Raw genomic sequence first — 21,366 nt, forward strand, 5'->3', positions numbered from 1 at the left:
CGTCAGGCGGGCCTGCGCCACACCGACACGTGGCTCTCGCTGTCGTTGGTGAACGGCGCACCGTGCCAGTCCGCGACCCGTCGCTCGAGCTCCATGCCGGCGAGCTGTGCCATCAGGTCGCACTCGGCGGGCCAGATGTAGCGGAAGTTGCTCTCCCCGTAGGTGACCGTGCCGTCGTCGTGCCGGCGGTAGTGGTGCGACGTGCCCTGCTGCGTGGTCATGTCGTAGGTGTCGAAGCCGACGTGGTGGCGCCCGACGTGGAACGGCACCGCGGCCTGGCCCGGCGGGAAGCGCCGGATGCCGGGCACCCAGAGCTCGACGACGAACCGGCCGCCGGGCGCGAGGTGCCGGGCGGCGTTGCGGAAGGTCGCCACCTGCTCGGCCTGGGTGCGGACGTTGCCGATGCTGTTCCACACGACGTAGACGAGGCTGTACTCGCCCTCCACGCGGGTCGTGGCCATGTCGCCGACGGCGACCGGGAAGCCGGGGCGCTTGCGGAGGAGCTCGTCGGTCATCGGCTGCGACAGCTCGATGCCGGTGACCCGGACGCCGCGGTCGGCCAGCGGGATGGCGACGCGGCCCGTGCCGATGGCGAGCTCCAGTGCCCTGCCCTCGCCCGCCAGTGCGGCCAGGAAGTCGACCGCCGGGTCGAGCACCTCCGGGTCGAACATGAACGCCGAGTCCTCGTCGTACGTCGCCGCGGTCTCCGCGGTCCAGTAGTCGCTGCTGCTCATGGCGACCACGCTGCCCCAGGCGGTCGCCGGACTCCACCGAATTCACCCCTGCCGCACCGCCGCGGCAGTCCGTAGGCTGCGCGTCCATGACCCGCCTGCACGCCTTCTCCGCCGACGACGCCCTCGCCGAGCTCGACGCCACCGGGCTGGTCGAGGCGCTGCGCGCCGGCACCGTCTCGGTGCCCGACGTGGTGGAGGCCGCCATCGCCCGGACGGAGCAGGTGGACAAGGCGCTCGGGGCCGTGGCGTACGCCGCCTACGACCGGGCGCGCGAGGAGGCCCGGAACCCGCGCGGCGGCTGGTTCGCCGGGGTGCCGACGTTCGTCAAGGACAACGTCGACGTGGCGGGCATGCCGACCCAGCACGGAGCCGACGCCTTCACCGCGGCGCCGAAGGAGGCCGACGGCGACTTCGCCCGGATGTACCTCGCCACCGGCCTGATCCCGCTCGGCAAGACGCAGCTCTCCGAGTTCGGCTTCTCCGGCGCCGCCGACCACGTCCGACTCGGTCCGGTGCGCTCGCCGTGGAACCCCGACCACTACGCCGGCGCCTCGTCCGCCGGGTCGGCTGCCCTGGTCGCGGCCGGGGCGGTGCCGATCGCGCACGCCAACGACGGCGGTGGCTCGATCCGGATCCCCGCCGCTGTCAACGGCCTGGTCGGGCTCAAGCCCACCCGCGGCCGGCTGGCGCAGGACCGGATGATGCGCGACATGCCGGTGCGGATCGTCTCCGACGGCGTGCTGACCCGCACGGTCCGCGACACGGCCGCCTTCTACCGCGAGGCCGAGAAGGTGTGGCGCAACCCGTTGCTCGCGCCGGTCGGCGACATCGCCCGCCCGAGCCGCGCGAGGCTGCGGATCGCGGTGGTCACCCAGGGCATCGGGCGCGACTGCAGCCCCGAGGTGCGGGAGCTGACGCTGAGGACGGCGGCGCTGCTGGAGTCGCTCGGCCACCACGTCGAGGAGATCGACAACCCGGTGCCGGCGAGCTTCCCCGACCACTTCGTGCGCTTCTGGTCGATGCTGGCGCTGGTGATCGTGCGGCGCGGCAAGAAGGACTTCGGCCCGTCGTGGGACCCCACCAGGCTCGACAACCTCACGCTCGGGCTCGCCCGTCACGCCGCCCGCAACCTCCACAAGCAGGCCCTGTCGATCGCGGTCCTGCGCGCCTCGCAGAAGGTCGCCGCCCGCCACCGGGCCCAGTACGACGTCACGCTGACGCCGACCCTCGCCACCGAGACCCCCCGCGTCGGCCACCTGCGCCCGGACCAGGACTACGACGAGATCATGGACCGGCTGATGGACTGGGTGGCCTTCACGCCGCTCCAGAACGCCACCGGCGAGCCCGCCATCTCCCTGCCCCTGGCGACGACCGCGGCGGGGCTGCCCCAGGGCATGATGCTGGGCGCCGGTGCGGGCCGCGAGGCGAGGCTCCTCGGCCTGGCCTACGAGCTCGAGGAAGCCGTCGGCTGGCCCCGGATCCAGGCCGTCTGAGGAGGGTGCAGGAGCCGATTTCTCATCCGTCGTGGGCCTGTGTATCGTTCTCCGTCGTTGCCCCTTTAGCTCAGTCGGCAGAGCGTCTCCATGGTAAGGAGAAGGTCTACGGTTCGATTCCGTAAAGGGGCTCTGGGTCGGACCCCCACGGGGCGTCCGTCCTCCGCGGCGGGGTAGCTCAGGTGGTTAGAGCACACGGCTCATAATCGTGGTGTCGCGGGTTCGAGTCCCGCCCCCGCTACCACCAAGTCGGCAAGCCTCCGCACCACCCGCAACGAAAAGGTTCTTCCCATGGCCAGCAAGTCTTCTGACGTTCGCCCCAAGATCACGCTCGCGTGCACCGAGTGCAAGGAGCGCAACTACATCACCAAGAAGAACCGTCGCAACGACCCCGACCGGATCGAGCTGAAGAAGTTCTGCCCGCGCGAGCGCAAGCACACGATCCACCGCGAGACCCGCTGACGCCGTTCCTCGTCGCACCCGACCCGTCCGAGCACTCGGACGGGTTGTCGTGTTTGTGGGCCCGCCCCCCGCGACTAGGGTCGTGACCATGCCCGTCGACCAATCCCTGGTGGGACGTGAGTTCCCCGCGCCGGCACCCCTGACCGTGACCTCCGAGCGGGTCGGCGCCTTCGCCGCGGCCGTCGGCCACCCCGGTGACGGCCACGACCCGGTGCCGCCGACCTTCCCGATCGTCCTCGCCTTCGACGCGATGCAGGCCTTCCTCGACGCCGAGCAGATCGACCTGCACCGCATCGTCCACGGCGAGCAGCGCTTCGCCTACGTGCGGCCGCTGGCCGTCGGCGACGAGCTGAGCGCCACGCTCACCGTCACCGGGCTGCGCCAGATCGGCGCCGCCGACATCATCGCCACCACCAGCGAGATCACCGACGCCAGCGGTGCCGTGGTCTGCACCGGCAAGGCGACCCTCGTCCACGCGTCCGGGGCGGGGGCCGACCAGTGACCGCCCTCGAGGCCGGCCACGCCCTGGAGCCGCGGACCTTCACCGTCACCCGCGCGGACCTCGTCGCCTACGCCGAGGCCAGCGGCGACCACAACCCGATCCACCAGGACGAGGACGTCGCACGCAGCGTCGGCCTGCCCGGGGTGATCGCGCACGGCATGTACACGCTCGCCCTGGTCGGGCGCGCCGTGGCCGAGTGGACCGACGGCGCCGAGGTCGTCGACCTGGGGGCGAAGTTCACCAGCCCCGTCGTCGTACCGGCCGAGGGCGGCGCCGAGGTCGTCGTCGCCGGCACGGTGAAGTCGGTCGCCGACGGGCTCGTCACCCTCGTGCTCGAGGTGACCTGCGAGGGCCAGAAGGTGCTGGGCATGCCGAAGGCGGTCGTGCGTGCCTGAGGCCCTCAGCGCGCACACCTCGCTCCGTCTCGGCGGACCCGCACAGCGGTGGGTCCGCGCCACCACCGAGGACGAGCTGGTCGCCGCGGTCGGCGAGGCCGACGCAGCGGGCGAGCCCGTGCTCGTGCTCGGCGGCGGGTCCAACCTGGTCGTCGCCGACGAGGGCTTCCCCGGCACCGTCGTCGAGGTCGCGACGCGTGGCATCACCGCCGACGTGGACCGCTCCGGCGACCCCTCCTGCTCGGGGGCGACGGTCACCGTCGCGGCGGGCGAGTCGTGGGACGACCTGGTGGCCGAGGCCGTCGACCGCGGCTGGATCGGCGTCGAGGCGCTGTCCGGCATCCCCGGCTCGGTCGGCGCGACCCCCATCCAGAACGTCGGCGCCTACGGCCAGGACGTTTCCCAGACCATCGCGCGGGTCCGGGTCTGGGACCGGGTGCTGCGCGGCGTGCGCACCTTCGCCGCCGCCGACTGCCACTTCGGCTACCGCACCAGCCGGTTCAAGGCCGACCCCGGCCGCCACGTCGTCCTCGACGTGACCTTCCAGCTCCGCCAGGGCGTGCTCGGCGCCCCGGTCGCGTACGCCGAGCTCGCCCGCACGCTCGGCGTCGCGGAGGGCGGGCGCGCCCCGCTGCGCGACGTGCGCGAGGCCGTCCTCGGGCTGCGGCGCGGCAAGGGGATGGTCCTCGACCCGGACGACCACGACACCTGGTCGGCGGGGTCGTTCTTCACCAACCCCTTCCTCACGCCCGAGCAGGCCGCCGCGCTGCCCGCCGAAGCACCCCGGTGGGAGCAGCCCGACGGGACCCTCAAGTCGAGCGCGGCGTGGCTGATCGAGCGCTCCGGCTTCGGCAAGGGCTACACCAGCACGGCCGCAGGGGACCGGGTCGGCCTCTCCACCAAGCACACCCTCGCCCTCACCAACCGCGGCGGCGCGACCACCGCCGAGCTGCTGACGCTGGCCCGAGAGATCCGCGACGGCGTCGAGGCGTCGTACGGCGTCCGGCTGGTCAACGAGCCGGTCACCATCGGCTGCACCCTCTGACTACCCGGCGAGCCAGGCGGCGATGTCGCGGCGGGCGGCCTCCCGCACCTCGGGCGGCGCCTGGGAGGCCTCGAACGACATCGTCGCCAGCCGGGCGAGGGTGGCGTCGTCGAGGTCGTGCGCGGCCCGCATGGTGGCGTACTGCCCCGCGAGCCGCGAGCCGAACAGCAGCGGGTCGTCGGCGCCCAGGGCGACCGTCGCGCCGGCGGCGAGCAGGTCCGGGAGCGGGACCGAGGTGAGGTCGGAGTAGACGCCGAGCGCCACGTTGGACACCGGGCACACCTCGAGCGCGACGCCGGCCTGGACGATCCGGTCCAGCAGGTCGGGGTCCTCGGCGCTGCGCACGCCGTGCCCGAGCCGCTGCGCGCCGAGGCGGTCGAGGCAGGTGCGGATGTGCTCCGGGCCGCGCAGCTCGCCGCCGTGCGGGACCAGCAGCAGGCCGGCTCGCTCGGCGATCCGGAAGGCACCCTCGAACTCCTCGGTGCGGCCCCGGCGCTCGTCGTTGGACAGCCCGAAGCCGACGACGCCGCGGCCGGCGTACTGGCTCGCGAGCCGGGCCAGCGTGCGGGCGTCGAGCGGGTGCCGGGTGCGGTTGGCGGCGATCACCACCGCCATCCCGAGGCCGGTGCGCTCGCTGGCGTCGCGCACGCAGTCCAGGACGAGGTCGGTGAAGGCGGTGATCCCGCCGAAGCGCGCGGCGTACCCGCTGGGGTCGACCTGGATCTCCAGCCAGCGCCCGCCGTCGCGGACGTCGTCCTCGGCCGCCTCGAGCACGAGCCGTCGTACGTCGTCGGGCGTGCGCAGCACGGAGCGCGCCACGTCGTAGAGGCGCTGGAACCGGAACCAGCCCTTCTCGTCGGCGGCGCTGAGCTGCGGGGGCCAGTCCTCGACCAGGGAGTCGGGCAGGACGATCCCGTCGCGCTCGGCGAGCTCGAGCAGGGTGCCGTGCCGCATCGAGCCCGTGAAGTGGAGGTGGAGGTGGGCCTTCGGCAGCTGCGACACCTCGCGCCGGTGGTCGCCGCCGACGGCCGGAGTCCCCATGCGGGCATCGTAGGTGGACGTCGGTGGGATCCCTCGGTTCGACTCGGCTGGATCGGCCCCGTATGCTTCCCGATTGGTGGTTTCGCCAGATGCTTCGGCATGCCCGCACCGTCGGGCGGAGACCACCGGAGGGCACTAGCTCAACTGGCAGAGCATCGGTCTCCAAAACCGAAGGTTGGGGGTTCAAGTCCCTCGTGCCCTGCGAGGAAACACTGCACAGCAACCCGGACGAGAAGGTGGATGACGTGGCCGACGGCAACGCGGTTCAGGACGCGCGGCGCGACTCGCGCGGCGACGACCGTGGGCGCACCAGCCCCGTCACGTTCCTGCGCCAGGTGGTCGCCGAGCTCCGCAAGGTGGTGTGGCCCACCCAGCAGCAGCTGATCACCTACTTCTTCGTGGTGCTGGTCTTCGTCACCGTGGTGATGGCGCTGGTCTCGGTGCTCGACCTGGCTTTCGGAAAGCTGGTCTTCGAGATCTTCACCGGCAGCAACACCCAGTGACGTCCGGGGCAGTGGATCCCCGCCCCCCAGCAACGAAGTACGGAGTGAGACGTGTCGGATAGCAATGACGTGGACCAGGTCGAGGACCAGGTCGAGTCCGTCGACGAGGCGGCCCCCGAGGACGCCGACCTGACCGTCGACGAGAGCGCCGACGAGGCCGGCGACGCCGAGCAGGCGGACGAGTACGCCGACGAGGCTGACGAGGCCGGCTCCGACGAGGTCGTCGCCGAGGCTGACGAGGCCGAGGCCGACGCCGAGGAGAACGACCCGCTCGAGGCGTTCCGCCGCGAGCTGTGGGCCAAGCCCGGCGACTGGTTCGTCGTGCACACCTACTCCGGCATGGAGAAGCGGGTCAAGCACAACCTCGAGAACCGCATCATCTCCCTCAACATGGAGGACTACATCCACGAGATCGTGGTCCCCACCGAGGAGGTCGCGGAGATCAAGAACGGCCAGCGCAAGATGGTCACCCGCACCGTCCTCCCCGGCTACGTCCTGGTCCGCATGGACCTCACCGACGAGTCCTGGTCGGCCGTGCGCCACACGCCGTCGGTCACCGGCTTCGTGGGCCACAGCCACCAGCCCGTGCCGCTGAGCATGAGCGAGGTCGAGGACATGCTGGCCCCGGCCGTCGTGGCCGTCGCCGAGGCCGAGGCCGCCGCGTCGGGCGAGAAGGGCTCCGCCACGACCCCGCGCAAGCCGGTCGAGGTCGCCGACTTCGAGGTCTCCGACTCCGTGATGGTGGTCGACGGCCCGTTCGCCACGCTCCACGCGACGATCACCGAGATCAACGCCGAGTCGCAGCGCGTCAAGGCGCTCGTCGAGATCTTCGGCCGCGAGACCCCGGTCGAGCTGTCGTTCAGCCAGATCCAGAAGGTCTGAGCCCCGAAGTCCGAGCCTGCGAGGACTTCGCAGGGCGAAGAGGTTGAGGAGCGTCGACCCGGACGCGCTGCGAAGCGAGCGGCCGGGTGACGCGTCTCGAAACCCACCTGAACGGCCCGATTTCACGAGTGGCCGCTCAGAAGCGACAATGAAGTAAGCAACAACCCGTGGCAGAGGACGTCCGTCCTCGTCGTGACCACAGAGAAGAGAGAAGAAGGCAATGCCTCCCAAGAAGAAGATCGCCGCGCTCGTCAAGGTGCAGCTGCAGGCCGGCTCGGCCACCCCGGCCCCGCCTGTCGGTACGGCGCTCGGCCCGCACGGCGTCAACATCATGGACTTCTGCAAGGCGTACAACGCCCAGACCGAGTCCATGCGCGGCAACGTGATCCCCGTCGAGATCACCATCTACGAAGACCGCACCTTCGACTTCATCACCAAGACCCCGCCGGCCGCCGAGCTGATCAAGAAGGCCGCCGGCCTCTCCAAGGGCTCGGGCGTGCCGCACAAGGACAAGGTCGGCAAGCTGACCAAGGACCAGGTCCGCGAGATCGCGACCACCAAGCTGCCCGACCTCAACGCCAACGACATCGACGCGGCCATGAAGATCGTCGAGGGCACTGCGCGCTCGATGGGCGTCACGACCGACTGAACCGTGGGAGAGCCGCGCTGGCTCGCGTAACCACATCCTTCGCACCACAGAAACGAGAAGACAATGCAGCGCAGCAAGACCTACCGCGCGGCCGCCGAGACGTTCGACAAGGACGAGCTCTACGCCCCGCTGGCCGCCATCAAGATCGCCAAGGGTGGCTCCAAGAAGAAGTTCGACGAGACCGTCGACGTCGTCATGCGCCTGGGTGTCGACCCGCGCAAGGCCGACCAGATGGTCCGCGGCACCGTGAACCTGCCCCACGGCACCGGCAAGACCGCGCGCGTCCTGGTCTTCGCCAACGCCGACAAGGCCGAGGCTGCCCGTGAGGCCGGCGCCGAGTTCGTCGGCGGCGACGAGCTGATCGAGAAGGTCGCCGGCGGCTGGCTCGACTTCGACGCCGTCGTGGCCACCCCCGACATGATGGGCAAGGTCGGCCGCCTCGGTCGCGTCCTCGGCCCCCGCTCCCTCATGCCGAACCCGAAGACCGGCACCGTGACGCCCGACGTCGCCAAGGCCGTCACCGACATCAAGGGCGGCAAGATCGAGTTCCGCGTGGACCGTCACGCCAACCTGCACTTCATCATCGGCAAGGCGTCCTTCTCCGAGGTCCAGCTCGCGGAGAACTACGCCGCCGCGCTCGAGGAGGTGCTGCGTCTCAAGCCGGCCAGCTCCAAGGGCCGCTACATCAAGAAGGTCACCGTCTCGACGACGATGGGTCCCGGCATCCAGGTCGACCCCAACCGCGTCAAGAACGTCGCCTCCGAGGACGAGGCCGTCCAGGCCTGATCCACCGGCAGCAGCCGCATCGGCCCGGTCGCCCCGCAGGGGGCGGCCGGGCCGATCCGCATTTCGGGGCGCTGCCGTCGTTTCGCTGAGGGGCCATCGGGTAGGAAGGGCTTGCACGCTTACCGCCCGGCCGCCCGGCCGCACCGCCCGTACGCCAGCACCAGGAGACCCCATGCGCGTCACGTCCCTCGCCCGCCGACTCGGCTCCGCCGCCCTGGTCCTGAGCGTGGGTGCCGGCCTCGCGGCCTGCAGCGACGACTCCTCGGGGTCCGACTCCTCCAGCTCCGCGACCGACCGCGGCGCCGACGAGGCGTCCGAGAGCGAGGAGCAGACCGAGACCGAGGAGGCGGACGCGCCCACCGAGCTCGACGCCGCCGGCTTCTACCCCGCCGTCATGGAGGCGATGCGCGAGGCGGAGACCTTCAACTTCCAGACGGTCTCGGAGTCCGGCGGCCAGTCGCAGACGATGGAGGGCCAGGCCCGGTTCGGCGACGAGGGGGTCGAGATGAAGGCGTCCAGCACGGGCGCCCAACCGATGGAGCTGATCCTCATCGACCAGGCCATGTACCTCAAGTCGGCCGACCTCGGCACCGGCGACAAGTGGCTCAAGGTCGACCTCAGCGACCCCAACTCGCTGTTCGGCATGATCGGCAAGGCCACCGACCCGGAGGTCATGTTCAAGGCCATGGAGGCGCCCAAGAAGCTCGAGCTCGTGGGCACCGAGGAGGTCGACGGGGTGGAGACCAACCACTACCGGATCACCATGGACCCGACGAAGTACCTCGAAGCGATGGAGTTCCCGCCCGCGATGGCCGACATGATGCCCAAGGAGCTCGTCACCGAGATGTGGGTGGACGGCGACGACCTGCCGCGCAAGTTCTCCCAGTCGCTCGAGGTGCCCGCGATGGGCGGCGGCAAGCCGACCTCCACCTCCAGCGAGGGCACCTACTCCGACTTCGGCACCGACGTCGAGATCGAGGCCCCGCCGGCCGACCAGGTCACCGAGGACATGTTCCCCGGCGCCGCCTGAAGCCCCACGCGCACGTCGTCCGCGATCGGCGGGCGGGTCACTCCCGGAAGACCCGCTCGTCGATCAGCTGCTCCTTGACCTCGAAGCCCTCGGGCTCGTAGCGGCCCTGGTCGAAGCGCGTGCGGAACTGCAGCGTGACGCCGTCGCGACCGAAGCGGTTCTTCTCCACCGTCAGCACGGCGTAGTCCTTGAACCGCTCGGCGTTGGTGAGGTCGTAGGTCAGGTGGTGGCGCGCGACGATGTCGTACTTGTTGTTGAGCACCATCACCACGTCGGCCTCGTACGCCAGCGCGCTCGAGCCGCGCAGGTCGCTCGCTCGCATCCGCTTGCCGGTGCGCAGTGCGTCCTTGTCGGCCGCGGCGATGGCGAGGATCGGCGCGCTGATGTCGATCGCGAGGTCCTTGAGGCCCTCCACGATCTCGGTGGAGCGGGTCTCCTCGTCGAGGTGGGTGGACTTCACCTTCTGGAGGTAGTCCACGACCACCAGCGGGGTGGTTCCGGCGTGCTGGCGCACCGCCTCGATCGCCGCCTGGATCGCGGCCAGGTCGGTGCGGGTGCCGGTGGAGCGGTGCACGAAGAGGTGCTCGGAGTAGTGCTCGACCCGCTTGAGCGCGTCGACGCCGGAGGGCACCGACTCCAGCCGGTGCTCGAGCGAGCTGACCCACAGGTCGTCGAAGATCGAGCGGATGCTGTTGACCCGCACCTGGTCGGACTCGTCGAGCTCGCCGGCCTCCATCGCGATGAGCTTCTGCGTGAGGTCCTCGGCGTCGTGCTCGTAGGAGAAGTAGAGGACGGGGCGGCCGGTGGCGGCGTTGTTGCGGGCCATCTGCAGCGCGAAGGTCGACTTGCCGAGGCCCTGTGGTCCGGCGAGCAGGAGGAGCGAGCCCGCGCGCATGCCGCCGCCGATGAGCGGGTCGAGCCCGGCGAAGCCGGTCTTCCAGACCCGTCCGGCGGCGTTGCGTCCGGTGAGCATGCGTTCGTCGCTGCGGGCCAGGGAGGCCCCGACGGTCATGAGCTGGTGATCCACGCGCACCATGGTCCCAGCGATGCACCTCCGCGGCAGGCGAATGCGGCGTTTGCCGTGGGCGGTGCACCGATTTGGCGGGCCCGGCGCGAGCGCGTACTGTTCCATCTCGAAACCAGAGACCGCAGGTTGTCATGGGCTCCACGTCCGTGACCGAAGGTCCGCAGCAGCGGGCGGCCGGCGCAGGTGACAGAGCAGCGGCACCCGCCGCATCCACGCCCTGAGCCTGTGCTCAGGGCGTTCGTCGTCTGTGGGCCCGACGCCGGTGGTCAACCCCGGAAGGAGACCCATGGCGCGGCCAGAGAAGACTGCCGCCGTTGCAGAGATCGTTGAGTCCTTCAACGACTCCGCCGGCGCTGTGCTGACCGAGTACCGCGGGCTCACCGTGAAGCAGCTGCAGGACCTGCGGCGCTCCCTCGGCGAGAACGCCAACTACGCCGTGGTCAAGAACACGCTGGCCAAGATCGCCGCCTCCGAGGCCGGCATCGAAGGCTTCGACGACCTGCTCAACGGCCCCACCGCCATCGCCTTCATCAATGGAGACGTGGTCGAGGCCGCCAAGGGTCTGCGTGACTTTGCCAAGGCGAACCCCGCCCTTGTCATCAAGGGTGGAGTCCTGGACGGCAAGCCGCTCGACGCGTCCGAGGTGGCCAAGCTGGCCGACCTCGAGTCGCGCGAGGTGCTGATGGGCAAGCTGGCGGGCGCGATGCTCGCGAGCCTCTCCCAGGCCGTCTACCTGCTCAACGCGCCGATCGCCCAGGCCGCCCGCCTCGCGGGTGCGCTCCAGGCCAAGGCCGAGCAGGACCCCTCGATCCTCGCAGGTGGTGCCGGCACGCCGGCCGCTGCCGAGGACGCCCCGGTCGACGAGGCCCCCGCGGCCGAGGAGACCGAGGCGACCGACGAGGCTGCCGAGCCGGCCGCCGAGTCGACCGACGCCTGACCAGGCCGACGTACACCACCTGAAACCCGGTACGACGCACCACCGCGCTCGTGCCACACACGGAAGGAACCGCCACCATGGCGAAGCTCAGCACCGACGAGCTCCTTGACGCGTTCAAGGAGATGACCCTGATCGAGCTCTCCGAGTTCGTCAAGCAGTTCGAGGACACCTTCGGCGTGACCGCCGCCGCCCCCGTCGCCATGGCTGCCGCCCCGGCCGCCGGTGGCGCTGCCGGTGGCGACGCCGCCGCCGCGGAGGAGAAGGACGACTTCGAGGTCGTCCTCGAGGCCGCCGGCGACAAGAAGATCAACGTCATCAAGGAGGTGCGCGCCCTGACCTCCCTCGGTCTGAAGGAGGCCAAGGACCTCGTCGAGGCCGCCCCCAAGACGATCCTCGAGAACGCCAACAAGGAGACCGCGGACAAGGCGAAGGAGGCCCTCGAGGCCGCCGGCGCCACCGTCACCGTCAAGTGACGATCCGCTAGTCGCACGCCGAGGGGCGGCCACCGTGAGGTGGCCGCCCCTCGTCGCATTTCCCCACCCAGGGGTTCTGTCGCCGTGCGCCCCGAGCGATTAGAGTGGGCGAACTCGATGCGCATCACGAAACGAGTTGCTCCATGCGCAACAAGCGTCACGCCGCGACCCTGACCCGCCTGCTGGCCAACGCCCGGTACGAGGTGCTGCCCACCGCGTCCACCGAGGACAAGGTCCTCGAGCACGTCCCGCGCGAGCGGACCATCACGGTGACCGCCTCCCCGTCCAAGGGCCTCGAGGCGACCCTCGACCTCGCCGAGCGCCTGCACGGGCACGGGTACGGCGTCGTGCCGCACCTGGCCGCGCGTATGGTCAGCGGCCGCTCCGAGCTCGAGGAGATCGTCGACCGCCTGGTCGGCAAGGGCATCGTCCGCGTCTTCGTCCCCGGCGGCGACGCCGAGCCCGCGGGCGACTACCTCGACGCCCTCGGCCTGCTCGAGGACCTCGCCGCGATGGGCTCGCCGTTCGCACACGTCGGGATCACCGGTTACCCCGAGTCGCACCCCACGATCCACGACGACCTCACCGTGCAGTCGATGTGGGACAAGCGGCGCTACGCCACCCACATCGTCAGCAACCTGACCTTCGACCCGGCGGTGGTGCGCGACTGGGTGCGCCGGCTGCGCGCCCGCGGCGTGACCATGCCCCTGCTCCTCGGCCTCCCCGGCCCGGTGGAGCGGGCCAAGCTGCTCGGCATGGCCACGAAGATCGGGGTCGGGGAGTCGACCCGCTTCCTGGCCAAGAACAAGGGGCTCTTCGCGAGGCTCGCCGCGCCCGGCGGCTTCACGGGCGAGAGCTTCCTGGAGAAGTGCGCCCCGGCGCTCGGCGAGGGTGCGCTGGTGGAGGGACTGCACGTCTTCACCTTCAACCAGATCGCCGAGTCCGAGGCCTGGCGCACCGGGATGCTCGAGCGCCTGCAGTCCTAGCCCGCGCCGACGAGGTCGGCCAGTGCCCGGTCCAGGCCCACCGTCCCGGTCTCCACCACGGTCAGCGGCAGGCCGATGCTCGCGGCGGCCTGCTCGGCGAGCGCGCGCAGCTCCGCGTCGGGCTGCTGGGCCAGCCACACCACACGCGTGTAGTGGCCGAAGTAGGTGTCGCGCAGCTCCGGGTAGCGGTCCAGGCCGAGCTCCTGCAGGACCGTGCGGGCGAAGGAGCGGGCCAGGAAGTCGGTCAGCACGTAGGTGCCGGGCTGCTCGGCGAAGAGCCGTTCGAGCCGCTCGCTGCCGGCGTACAGGTCGTAGCAGTGGAGACCCGGCAGCCGCTCGAGGCCGAGGGCGTCGCAGACCCGGTCGAGGGCGCCGTACGTGCCGCAGTCGGCGTAGCCGATCGCCACCCGTGCGTACGACGCCCGCAAGCGCTCGGCGAGCGTGCGCACCTCGTCGGCGATCCGCTCGGGGTGGTTGTGCAGCAGCGGTGGGAGGGGGTGCACGTCGACGGGCCACCGGTGGCGCTCGACCGCGCCGGCCGCGGGCTGGGCGAGCGCGCCGCACGCGATGAGGGCGATCCGCTCACCCACCGAAGGCGAGCTGCTCGACGAAGGCGTCGTTGAAGTCGGGGCGGTCGGAGAGCTCGACATAGGTCACCTCCTCCAGCAGAGCCAGCGCACCGGCCCGCTCGCGGACCGAGAGCAGCGCCATCTTGGCCCCCTCGCCCGCGACGTTGCCGGCCGCGACGATGCGCAGCACCGGGAGCCTCGGCACCAGCCCGATCCGGACCGCGGAGGCCGGGGAGAGGTAGCTGCCGAACGAGCCGGCGAGCAGCACCTGCTGGACATCGCGGTGCTCGAGACCGAGCTCCTGGAGCAGCAGCGACCACCCCGTGGAGATGGCCGCCTTGGCGAACTGGAGCTCGCGGACGTCGCGCTGGGAGAGATACACGCACTCGGCCGGCTCAGCCTCGGGAGTGGGGCGGTGCAGGACGAAGACCCGCTCCTCGCCGATCCGCGCCAGCCGGTCGGCCAGCGCCGGGGCGATCTCTTTGGCCGCCTCGTCGCTCACCAGCCGGCCGGTGCCGTCGAGCAGGCCGACCCGGACCAGCTCCGAGACCGCGTCGACCAGGCCCGACCCGCACAGCCCCTTCGGCTCGACGTCACCGATCACGCCGAGGGTGACCGCCGGGTCCTCCGACGCCGCGTGCGGGTCGACCTTCACCACCTCGACGGCGCCGTCGGCGGCGCGCATGCCGCAGCGGATGGCGCCCCCCTCGAACGCCGGCCCGGCGGGCGCGGCGGTGGACACGATGCGGTCACCGTCGCTCAGCACGATCTCGCAGTTCGTGCCGACGTCGATGAACAGGCGCACCCGCTTGTCGCGGTCCATGCCGGTGGCGAGCATGCCGGCCACGATGTCGCCGCCGACGTAGGCACCGAGCGCCGGGAAGAAGAAGGCCCGCGCCCGGGGGTGCAGCTCGAGCCCGATGTCGGCGGCGAGCACGGTGGGCGGTTGGGCGACGGGCATCACGAAGGGGGCGACACCGAGCGGCTCGGGGTCCACGCCGAGCACGAGGGAGGTCATGGTGGCGTTGCCCGCGATCGCCACCTCGTAGACGTGGCCGGGCTCGACGCCGGCCTCGCGGCACACGCGGGCGGCGAGCTCGGCGAGCGTCGCGCCCGCCGCCTCGCGCAGCCGGTCGAGCGCCTGGTCGTCCATCATCGTCGCGCTGATCCGGGTGATGACGTCGCCGCCGAACGGCTGCTGGCGGTTGAGCGTCGAGGCGACCGCGAGGGGAGTGCCGGTGCCGACGTCGAGGAGCGTGCCGACCACCGTCGTCGTACCGAGGTCGAAGGCGATGGCGTACCTCGTGGCGGTGGTGTCGCCGGGCTCGACGTCGACGAGGTCCTCGTCGACCACGACCGCGGTGACCTTGAAGTCGGACTGGCGGAGCACGGTGCCGAGGCGTCGCAGGGCGTGCACGTCGGCGGTCACCTCGAGGTCGTCGATCGCGTCGGTGAGCCGGGCCAGGTCGGTGCGCTGGTCGGAGAGGGTGGGCTCCTCGAGCTCGACGTAGCGCTTCTGCACCGCCGGTCGGAGGATGACCTGGCGGCCGATGCCGACGGTGGCCGCCTTCGGCCGGGTGGTGAGCGGGGGCACCTCGACCGCCAGGTCGCGCGTCGCCTGCACCAGGCAGCCGAGCCGCCAGCCGTCGTCGAGCTGGGCGGGCGTGAACGTCCGGGCGTCGTGGCGTGTGACCGGCAGCTCGGTGGCGGAGGTGACGCGCACCTTGCACTTGTGGCAGGTGCCGTGGCCGCCGCAGGTGGAGTCGATGGCGATGCCGTTCCACGAGGCCGCGTCGAACACCGTCACGCCGGGTGGGACGCGTACGTCGCGCTGCGTGGGGGGCAGCTCGGCGCCGTCCTCGGCGCGGCCCGCCACGGTGAACGCGAGGTCCACGCGACCGGTGCCGTCGTGCGGCGCGGGCTCGGCCCCCGGTCGCTCGATGAGGCCCTCGCGGGCGACGTCCGCCAGGGAGAAGTCGGGTCCCTCGGGCGGTCCGCTCACCCCGCGGCCGCCGCCTGCTTGGCGCGGTGCGCGGAGATCCACGCCATGCCCCAGTCGTCGTGCCCGAGGAACACGTCGGCGGCCTTGACCGCCTCGACGATCGCGGGCGTGCGGGTGTCCATGATCGCGCTGGTCAGCCCGGAGGTCATCGCCATCGGCAGCCACGTGGCGTTGAGCGTGTGGCGGTCGGGCATGCCGAAGCTGACGTTGGAGGCACCGCAGGTCATGTTGACGCCGAGCTCGTCGCGGATGCGGCGCATCACCTCGAAGGTCACCAGGGACGTGGTGGTGTCGGCGCCGATCGGCATCGCGAGCGGGTCGATGACGATGTCGGCCTGCGCGATGCCGTACTCCTCGGTGGCGACCCGCACGATCTTGCGGGTCAGCTCGACGCGCTTGTCGGCCTCCATCGGGATCTCGTCGTGGTCGTTGGGCAGCGCGATGATCGCGGCGTCGTGCTTCTTGACCAGCGGGAGGATGAGCTCGAGCCGGTCGTCCTCGGCGGTGACGGAGTTGACCAGCGCGCGGCCCTCGTAGACCGACAGGCCGGCCTCGAGCGCCTCGACCACCGAGGAGTCGATGCAGATCGGCAGGTCGGTGAGGCCCTGGACCATCGTGATGGCCTTGGCCAGAAGCTCGGGCTCGTCGGTCAGTGGCACCCCCATGTTGACGTCGAGCACGTCAGCACCGCCCTCGACCTGTGCCCTGACGTCACGCTCGATGGCGGACATGTCGCCCTCGCGCAGCTGCTCCTGGAAGATGCGCCGGCCGGTCGGGTTGATGCGCTCGCCGATGAGGCAGAAGCGGTGCTCGTGGCCGATCACGACCTCCTTGGTCGCGGATCGCAGGACGGTGCTCAGCGGCTCGGCGGTCGTCATGCCGGCACCTTCGCGCGCTTCTCCTCGAGCAGGCTCTTGGCGCGCTTGACCGTCTGCGAGGCGTCCGCGGCGTACCCGTCGGCCCCGACCGCGTCGGCGTACTCCTGGGTGACCGGTGCGCCACCCACCATGACGATCACGCTGTCGCGGATGCCGGCCTTCTCGAGGGCGTTCATGTTGGCCTTGAACATCGGCATCGTGGTGGTGAGGAACGCCGAGAAGCCGACGATGTCAGGCTGGTGCTCGTCGATCGCGGCGACGAACTTCTCGGGCGCGACCTGGACGCCGAGGTCGATGACCTCGAAGCCGGCACCCTCGAGCATGATGTTGACGAGGTTCTTGCCGATGTCGTGGACGTCGCCCTTGACCGTGCCCATCAGGAACTTGCCGATCGTCTGCACCCCGGTCTCGGCGAGCAGCGGCCGCAGCCGCTCCATCGCGCCCGCCATGGCGCGGCCCGCGATGAGCATCTCGGGGACGAAGAAGTCGCCGCGCTCGAAGCGCGCGCCGACCTCCTCGAGCGAGGGGATGAGCGCGTCGAAGAGCAGCGTCTGCGGCTCCATCGAGGCCGAGAGACCCTCCTCGGTCAGCTCGAGCACGCGAGGTGCGTTGCCGACGAGCGTCTCGTCGTAGAGGGCTTGGAGGATCTCCTCGGGGGTCATGCGACCACCTCCTGGGCTCGTGCCGGTGTCCGGGGTTCTCGGGTCTTGTGGGGCGCCGGTCCGCGCAGCAGGGACGACAGCGCGGTGGCGTGGTCCAGGAGGCTGCGGCCGAGGTCGTCGAGCCGCCCCTCCAGGCGAGGGGTGGGTCCGGAGATCCCGAGCGCCGCGACGACGTCGCCGCGAGTCCCGTGGACCGGGACCGCGACACCGGTGAGCCCGATCTCGAGCTCGTCGGCCGTGACCGCCCAGCCGCGCTCGCGCGTGCGGACGCAGTCGCGCTGAAGGGCGGCGCTGTCGGCCAGCGTCTCGGGCGTCGGCCGCTCGAGGTCGCCGTCGGGGACCTCGAGCGCGTGCCAGGCGTAGAGCACCTTGCCCAGCGCGGAGCAGTGCGGCGGCACCTCGATCTCGGTCCAGTCGCGGGTGCCGAGGAGGTAGCGGGAGTCGACCTGCGCCACCTGGACCACGCGCTCGCCGCGCGCGACGCTCAGGTGGACGGTCTCCCCGGTGGCCTCGCCGATCGCGTCCATCGCCGGTCGCGCCAGCCGGACCAGCTCGTCCCACGGGTCGTGCCGGGCGGCGTAGAGCCAGAACAGCCGGCCGGCGACGTAGGACCCGGCGGCGTCGCGCTCGAGCAGGCCGCTGCGCTCGAGCGCGGTGAGCATCCGCGACGTCGTCGACTTCGCCAGCCCGCTCGCGTCCTGGAGGTCGGCGAAGGTCATTGGCTCGTCGGCGTGCACGACCGTGGCGACCAGGTCCGCGGCGCGGTCGAGTGCGCGGGTGCCGGGGGCTGCGTCGCCCACGTGTGGCTCCCTTCGCCGGAGGGGTTCCCAAGCAGTTCCATGATGTGGAACCTTGTTCCACATCATGAGGCTAGAAGCCGGGTCTGGCTGCGGTCAAGCGTCCTGCGCGTCGCCGCCCGTCCCGGACCGGCCCCGCCAGAGCTCCGCCAGACCCGCCAGACCCAGGAGGACCCCGTGTTCCGCAACGTGATGCCCCGCTACGAGGTGCTGTCCCAGGACGCCATGGCGACGCTCGACCAGGGGTGGCGGCGGCTGATGACCGAAATCGGCGTCGAGTTCATGGACGACCGCGCCCTCGACCTGTTCCGCGCCGCCGGGCAGAAGGTGGAGGACCGCACCGTCTTCCTCGACCCCGACTTCGTCCTCGAGCAGGTCGCCAAGGCGCCGCGCGAGTTCGACGTGCAGGCACGCAACCCCGAGCACTCGATCCACATCGGCGGCGACGCGATGGCGTTCGGTGCCGTCTACGGCCCGCCGTTCGTCCGCGAGGGGGAGGTGCGCCGCGACGCGACGATGGACGACTTCCGCCGCTTCACCCAGCTCGCGCAGTCCTACCCGGTGCTCGACTCCGCCGGCGGGGTGATCTGCGAGCCGAACGACACCCCGCTCGACAGCCGCCACCTCGACATGACGTACGCGCTCCAGACGCTGACGGACAAGGTTTACATGGGCAACGTGGTCTCGGGCGTGAACGCCGCGGACACCATCGCGATGACCTCGATCCTCTTCGGCTCGCGCGAGGCGATCGAGGAGACGCCGGCGACGATCTCGCTGATCAACTGCAACTCGCCCCTGCGCTGGGACGACCGGATGCTCGAGGCGCAGTTCGAGTACTCCGCGGCCGGCCAGCCGGTCGTGCTCACGCCCTTCATCCTGATGGGCGCGATGTCGCCCGTGACCATCCCGGCCGCGCTCGTGCAGCAGATCGTGGAGGCGCTGTCGGGCATCGCGCTCTCGCAGCTCATCCGTCCCGGGACCCCGGTGATCTTCGGGTCGTTCCTCTCCAACATCGACATGCAGTCGGGCTCGCCGACCTTCGGTACGCCGGAGTCCGGTCTCGGCCTCCTGTGCACGGGCCAGATCGCCCGGCACTTCGGGCTGCCGTTCCGCACCGGCGGCGGGCTGACGTCCTCGCAGGTCGCCGATGCCCAGGCCGGCTACGAGGCCCTGATGACCCTGATGCCGACCTTCCTCGCCGGCGCCAACTGGGTGATGCACTCGGCCGGGTGGCTCGAGGGCGGTCTCGTCGCCGGCTACGAGAAGTTCATCGTCGACATCGAGCTGCTCCAGATGCTGCGCCACGAGTTCACCCCGCTCGAGATCGACGAGGCCTCGATGGCCTTCGACGCGCACCAGGAGGTCGGTCACGGCGGTCACTTCCTCGGCGCGATGCACACCATGGAGCGCTTCCGCACGTGCTTCTACCGCCCCCTGCTCTCGTCGTCGGAGAACTACGAGCGATGGATGCGCAACGGCGGCAAGGACGCCAACGAGCGCGCCGCCGAGGCGTACCAGAAGACCCTGGCCGACTACGAGGAGCCGCCGCTCGACGACGCGATCCGCCAGGAGCTCCAGGAGTACGTCATCCGCCGCCGAGCCGAGCTCGGCGACTGAGCTGCCGCTGGTCGAGGTGCGAGCGCAGCGCCCTCGCTGGTTGAGGTGCGAGCGCAGCGCCGTCCTCGCTGGTTGAGGTGCGAGCGCAGCGAGCCTCGAAACCTCGACGAGCGGTTTCGAGGCTCGTCGCTGGCGCTCCTCGCACCTCAACCGGCAAGGGGTCGCTGGCGCTCCTCGCCCCTCGACCAGCAACGGGGTCGCACCTCGGCGGTGATCAGCTGAGGCCGAGGATCGTCCCGTCGTCGAGGAGGTCGATCCGGCCGGCCGAGGGGTCGCGGGGGAGGCCGGGCATGGTCATCATGTCCCCGCAGACGACGACCACGAACCCGGCTCCGGCGGAGAGCCGCACCTCGCGGACGTGGAGCTCGTGCCCGGACGGGGCGCCGAGGCTGGTCGGGTCGGTCGAGAAGGAGTACTGGGTCTTGGCCACGCAGACCGGCAGCCCGCCGTAGCCGTCCTTCTCGATGCGGAGCAGCCGCCGGCGGGCCCGCGCCTCCCAGGTGACCAGCCCGGCGCCGTACAGCCGGGTCGCGATCGCCTCGACCTTCTCCGTCAGCGACAGGTCGTCGTCGTAGGTGAACGAGAACTCGTACGGCGACGGCTCGTCGAGCGCGGCCAGGACGCCCTTGGCCAGGTCCTGCGCCCCGGTGCCGCCGTCGGCGAAGTGGGTCGCGGGGAAGGCGCGGACCCCCTCGGCGCCGACGAGCTCGACGACCCTGGCGACCTCCAGGTCGGTGTCGGTGGGGAAGCGGTTGACCGCGACGACGGCCGGGATGCCGTAGACGTCGCGGATGTTGTCGAGGTGGCGGCGGAGGTTGACCATGCCCGCCTCGACCGCGGCGAGGTCCTCGGTGCCGAGGTCGGCCAGCGCGACACCGCCGTGGTACTTCAGCGCCCGCACCGTGGCCACGACCACCGCCACGTCGGGGCGCAGGCCGGACTTGCGGCACTTGATGTCGACGAACTTCTCCGCGCCCAGGTCGGCGCCGAAGCCGGCCTCGGTGACGACGATGTCGGCCAGGCGCAGCCCGGCACGCGTCGCCATCACCGAGCTGCAGCCGTGGGCGATGTTGGCGAAGGGGCCGCCGTGCACGAAGGCGGGGGCGCCCTCGAGCGTCTGGACCAGGTTGGGCGCGAGGGCGTCGCGCAGGAGCGCAGCCATGGCGCCGTCGGCGCCGAGCTCGCGCGCGGTCACGGGCGCCATCGCCCGGGTGTAGCCGACGACGATGTCGCCGATGCGGCGCTTGAGGTCGCCCCAGGACTCGGTGAGGCAGAAGATCGCCATCAGCTCGGAGGCGACCACGATGTCGAAGCCGTCCTCGCGCGGGAAGCCGTTGGCGTGCCCGCCGAGGGCGACGGTCACCTCGCGCAGCGCCCGGTCGTTCATGTCGAGCACGCGCTTCCACGTCACGCTCCGGACGTCGATGTCGAGCTCGTTGCCGTGGTGGACGTGGTTGTCGATCAGCGCCGCCAGGAGGTTGTTGGCCGCCGCGATCGCGGCGAAGTCCCCGGTGAAGTGCAGGTTGATGTCGGTCATCGGCACGACCTGGCTGTAGCCGCCGCCGGCCGCGCCGCCCTTCATGCCGAAGACCGGGCCCATCGAGGGCTCACGCAGGCAGGCGACCGTGCGGTGGCCCAGGCCGTGGAGCGCGTCGGTGAGGCCGACGGTCGTGGTGGTCTTGCCCTCGCCCGGCGGGGTCGGCGACAGCGCCGTCACCAGCACCAGCCGCCCGAGCGGCCGGTCCGCCAGCGAGGCGACGTACCCGAGGTCGACCTTGGCCTTGTAGTGGCCGTAGGGGACCAGGCTCTCCTCGGGGATGCCGAGCGTGGTGTCCGCGATGTCGCGGATGGGGCGCAGCACGGCCGCGTTGGCGATCTCGATGTCGGACAGCATGG

At 71.2% G+C, this 21,366-nt stretch carries 23 protein-coding genes and 3 tRNA genes; 17 read left to right on the forward strand and 9 right to left on the reverse strand.

The genetic code is table 11. The features are described from left to right. Positions 1 to 2: 2 nt before the first annotated feature. Positions 3 to 734, reverse strand: coding sequence for a class I SAM-dependent methyltransferase (locus Q9S36_RS26005; protein WP_311287732.1), 732 nt, complete (start codon positions 732 to 734; stop codon positions 3 to 5). A gap of 86 nt (positions 735 to 820) precedes the next feature. On the opposite strand from Q9S36_RS26005, the gene Q9S36_RS26010 reads away from it, so the two are divergent. From Q9S36_RS26010 to Q9S36_RS26040, 7 genes are all read left to right on the forward strand, one after another. Continuing rightward, positions 821 to 2,227 carry an amidase gene (locus tag Q9S36_RS26010; protein ID WP_311287733.1) on the forward strand — a complete coding sequence of 469 codons (1,407 nt, stop codon included), beginning with the start codon at positions 821 to 823 and terminating at the stop codon, positions 2,225 to 2,227. A gap of 59 nt (positions 2,228 to 2,286) precedes the next feature. Further along, positions 2,287 to 2,359: transfer RNA gene (locus Q9S36_RS26015), tRNA-Thr, on the forward strand. A 35-nt stretch (positions 2,360 to 2,394) separates the two neighbouring features. Then, a tRNA-Met gene (locus Q9S36_RS26020) sits at positions 2,395 to 2,471 on the forward strand. Between the two features lie 47 nt (positions 2,472 to 2,518). Further along, positions 2,519 to 2,689: a 50S ribosomal protein L33 gene (gene rpmG / locus Q9S36_RS26025; RefSeq protein WP_311287734.1), complete on the forward strand. Its 171-nt coding sequence runs from the start codon at positions 2,519 to 2,521 to the stop codon at positions 2,687 to 2,689. Positions 2,690 to 2,777: 88 nt separating this feature from the next. Further along, positions 2,778 to 3,191: a MaoC family dehydratase N-terminal domain-containing protein gene (locus tag Q9S36_RS26030; RefSeq protein WP_311287735.1), complete on the forward strand. Its 414-nt coding sequence runs from the start codon at positions 2,778 to 2,780 to the stop codon at positions 3,189 to 3,191. Next, the gene (locus Q9S36_RS26035) at positions 3,188 to 3,586 is read left to right on the forward strand and encodes a MaoC/PaaZ C-terminal domain-containing protein (protein ID WP_311287736.1); all 399 of its coding nucleotides are present in this window, start codon (positions 3,188 to 3,190) and stop codon (positions 3,584 to 3,586) included. The genes Q9S36_RS26030 and Q9S36_RS26035 overlap by 4 nt, the downstream gene beginning before the upstream one ends. Then, positions 3,579 to 4,631 carry a UDP-N-acetylmuramate dehydrogenase gene (locus Q9S36_RS26040; protein ID WP_311287737.1) on the forward strand — a complete coding sequence of 351 codons (1,053 nt, stop codon included), beginning with the start codon at positions 3,579 to 3,581 and terminating at the stop codon, positions 4,629 to 4,631. The genes Q9S36_RS26035 and Q9S36_RS26040 overlap by 8 nt, the downstream gene beginning before the upstream one ends. Here the strand turns inward: Q9S36_RS26040 and Q9S36_RS26045 are convergent, their stop codons facing one another. After that, the gene (locus tag Q9S36_RS26045; RefSeq protein ID WP_311287738.1) at positions 4,632 to 5,672 is read right to left on the reverse strand and encodes an adenosine deaminase; all 1,041 of its coding nucleotides are present in this window, start codon (positions 5,670 to 5,672) and stop codon (positions 4,632 to 4,634) included. It abuts the gene before it with no gap. A gap of 129 nt (positions 5,673 to 5,801) precedes the next feature. On the opposite strand from Q9S36_RS26045, the gene Q9S36_RS26050 reads away from it, so the two are divergent. The 6 genes from Q9S36_RS26050 (at position 5,802) to Q9S36_RS26075 (ending at position 9,522) form a co-directional block, all read left to right on the forward strand. Then, positions 5,802 to 5,874: transfer RNA gene (locus tag Q9S36_RS26050), tRNA-Trp, on the forward strand. A gap of 43 nt (positions 5,875 to 5,917) precedes the next feature. Continuing rightward, positions 5,918 to 6,175, forward strand: a complete 258-nt coding sequence (secE, locus tag Q9S36_RS26055) for a preprotein translocase subunit SecE (RefSeq protein ID WP_311287739.1) — start codon at positions 5,918 to 5,920, stop codon at positions 6,173 to 6,175. A 51-nt stretch (positions 6,176 to 6,226) separates the two neighbouring features. After that, on the forward strand, positions 6,227 to 7,057 hold the full coding sequence (nusG, locus tag Q9S36_RS26060; RefSeq protein ID WP_311287740.1) for a transcription termination/antitermination protein NusG: 831 nt from the start codon (positions 6,227 to 6,229) through the stop codon (positions 7,055 to 7,057). Positions 7,058 to 7,277: 220 nt separating this feature from the next. Then, a complete protein-coding gene (rplK, locus tag Q9S36_RS26065; protein WP_056907132.1) occupies positions 7,278 to 7,706 on the forward strand; it encodes a 50S ribosomal protein L11 in 429 nt (142 codons plus the stop codon). Positions 7,707 to 7,769: 63 nt separating this feature from the next. Then, positions 7,770 to 8,492, forward strand: a complete 723-nt coding sequence (gene rplA / locus Q9S36_RS26070; protein WP_311287741.1) for a 50S ribosomal protein L1 — start codon at positions 7,770 to 7,772, stop codon at positions 8,490 to 8,492. 172 nt (positions 8,493 to 8,664) lie between these two features. After that, on the forward strand, positions 8,665 to 9,522 hold the full coding sequence (locus Q9S36_RS26075) for a hypothetical protein (RefSeq protein WP_311287742.1): 858 nt from the start codon (positions 8,665 to 8,667) through the stop codon (positions 9,520 to 9,522). A gap of 37 nt (positions 9,523 to 9,559) precedes the next feature. Here the strand turns inward: Q9S36_RS26075 and Q9S36_RS26080 are convergent, their stop codons facing one another. After that, positions 9,560 to 10,549: a DnaB-like helicase C-terminal domain-containing protein gene (locus tag Q9S36_RS26080; RefSeq protein WP_311287743.1), complete on the reverse strand. Its 990-nt coding sequence runs from the start codon at positions 10,547 to 10,549 to the stop codon at positions 9,560 to 9,562. A 286-nt stretch (positions 10,550 to 10,835) separates the two neighbouring features. Here Q9S36_RS26080 and rplJ point away from each other — a divergent pair, with 286 nt between their 5' ends. From rplJ to Q9S36_RS26095, 3 genes are all read left to right on the forward strand, one after another. After that, positions 10,836 to 11,486: a 50S ribosomal protein L10 gene (rplJ, locus tag Q9S36_RS26085; protein ID WP_311287744.1), complete on the forward strand. Its 651-nt coding sequence runs from the start codon at positions 10,836 to 10,838 to the stop codon at positions 11,484 to 11,486. A 77-nt stretch (positions 11,487 to 11,563) separates the two neighbouring features. Next, on the forward strand, positions 11,564 to 11,959 hold the full coding sequence (rplL, locus tag Q9S36_RS26090; protein WP_311287745.1) for a 50S ribosomal protein L7/L12: 396 nt from the start codon (positions 11,564 to 11,566) through the stop codon (positions 11,957 to 11,959). 143 nt (positions 11,960 to 12,102) lie between these two features. After that, complete coding sequence (locus Q9S36_RS26095) at positions 12,103 to 12,945, forward strand: methylenetetrahydrofolate reductase (protein ID WP_311287746.1); 843 nt, start codon at positions 12,103 to 12,105, stop codon at positions 12,943 to 12,945. On the opposite strand, the gene Q9S36_RS26100 is transcribed toward Q9S36_RS26095, so the two are convergent. From Q9S36_RS26100 to Q9S36_RS26120, 5 genes are read right to left on the reverse strand one after another with little or no spacing between them, the layout of a single operon-like run. Further along, on the reverse strand, positions 12,942 to 13,535 hold the full coding sequence (locus Q9S36_RS26100) for a DUF1638 domain-containing protein (RefSeq protein WP_311287747.1): 594 nt from the start codon (positions 13,533 to 13,535) through the stop codon (positions 12,942 to 12,944). The two genes, Q9S36_RS26095 and Q9S36_RS26100, sit on opposite strands and share 4 nt — an antisense overlap. Beyond that, complete coding sequence (locus tag Q9S36_RS26105) at positions 13,528 to 15,516, reverse strand: ASKHA domain-containing protein (protein ID WP_311287748.1); 1,989 nt, start codon at positions 15,514 to 15,516, stop codon at positions 13,528 to 13,530. Before Q9S36_RS26105 ends, Q9S36_RS26100 begins: the two co-directional genes overlap by 8 nt. Continuing rightward, positions 15,513 to 16,394 carry a dihydropteroate synthase gene (locus Q9S36_RS26110; RefSeq protein WP_311287749.1) on the reverse strand — a complete coding sequence of 294 codons (882 nt, stop codon included), beginning with the start codon at positions 16,392 to 16,394 and terminating at the stop codon, positions 15,513 to 15,515. The genes Q9S36_RS26105 and Q9S36_RS26110 overlap by 4 nt, the downstream gene beginning before the upstream one ends. Next, the gene (locus tag Q9S36_RS26115) at positions 16,391 to 17,056 is read right to left on the reverse strand and encodes a corrinoid protein (protein ID WP_311287751.1); all 666 of its coding nucleotides are present in this window, start codon (positions 17,054 to 17,056) and stop codon (positions 16,391 to 16,393) included. The genes Q9S36_RS26110 and Q9S36_RS26115 overlap by 4 nt, the downstream gene beginning before the upstream one ends. Then, the gene (locus tag Q9S36_RS26120; RefSeq protein WP_311287752.1) at positions 17,053 to 17,856 is read right to left on the reverse strand and encodes an IclR family transcriptional regulator; all 804 of its coding nucleotides are present in this window, start codon (positions 17,854 to 17,856) and stop codon (positions 17,053 to 17,055) included. Before Q9S36_RS26120 ends, Q9S36_RS26115 begins: the two co-directional genes overlap by 4 nt. A gap of 42 nt (positions 17,857 to 17,898) precedes the next feature. Between Q9S36_RS26120 and Q9S36_RS26125 the strand changes: the two genes are divergently transcribed. Next, positions 17,899 to 19,470, forward strand: a complete 1,572-nt coding sequence (locus Q9S36_RS26125) for a trimethylamine methyltransferase family protein (RefSeq protein ID WP_311287805.1) — start codon at positions 17,899 to 17,901, stop codon at positions 19,468 to 19,470. Between the two features lie 214 nt (positions 19,471 to 19,684). On the opposite strand, the gene Q9S36_RS26130 is transcribed toward Q9S36_RS26125, so the two are convergent. After that, positions 19,685 to 21,364 carry a formate--tetrahydrofolate ligase gene (locus Q9S36_RS26130; protein ID WP_311287753.1) on the reverse strand — a complete coding sequence of 560 codons (1,680 nt, stop codon included), beginning with the start codon at positions 21,362 to 21,364 and terminating at the stop codon, positions 19,685 to 19,687. Positions 21,365 to 21,366 lie beyond the last annotated feature (2 nt).

Source organism: Microbacterium sp. ARD31 (assembly GCF_031844425.1).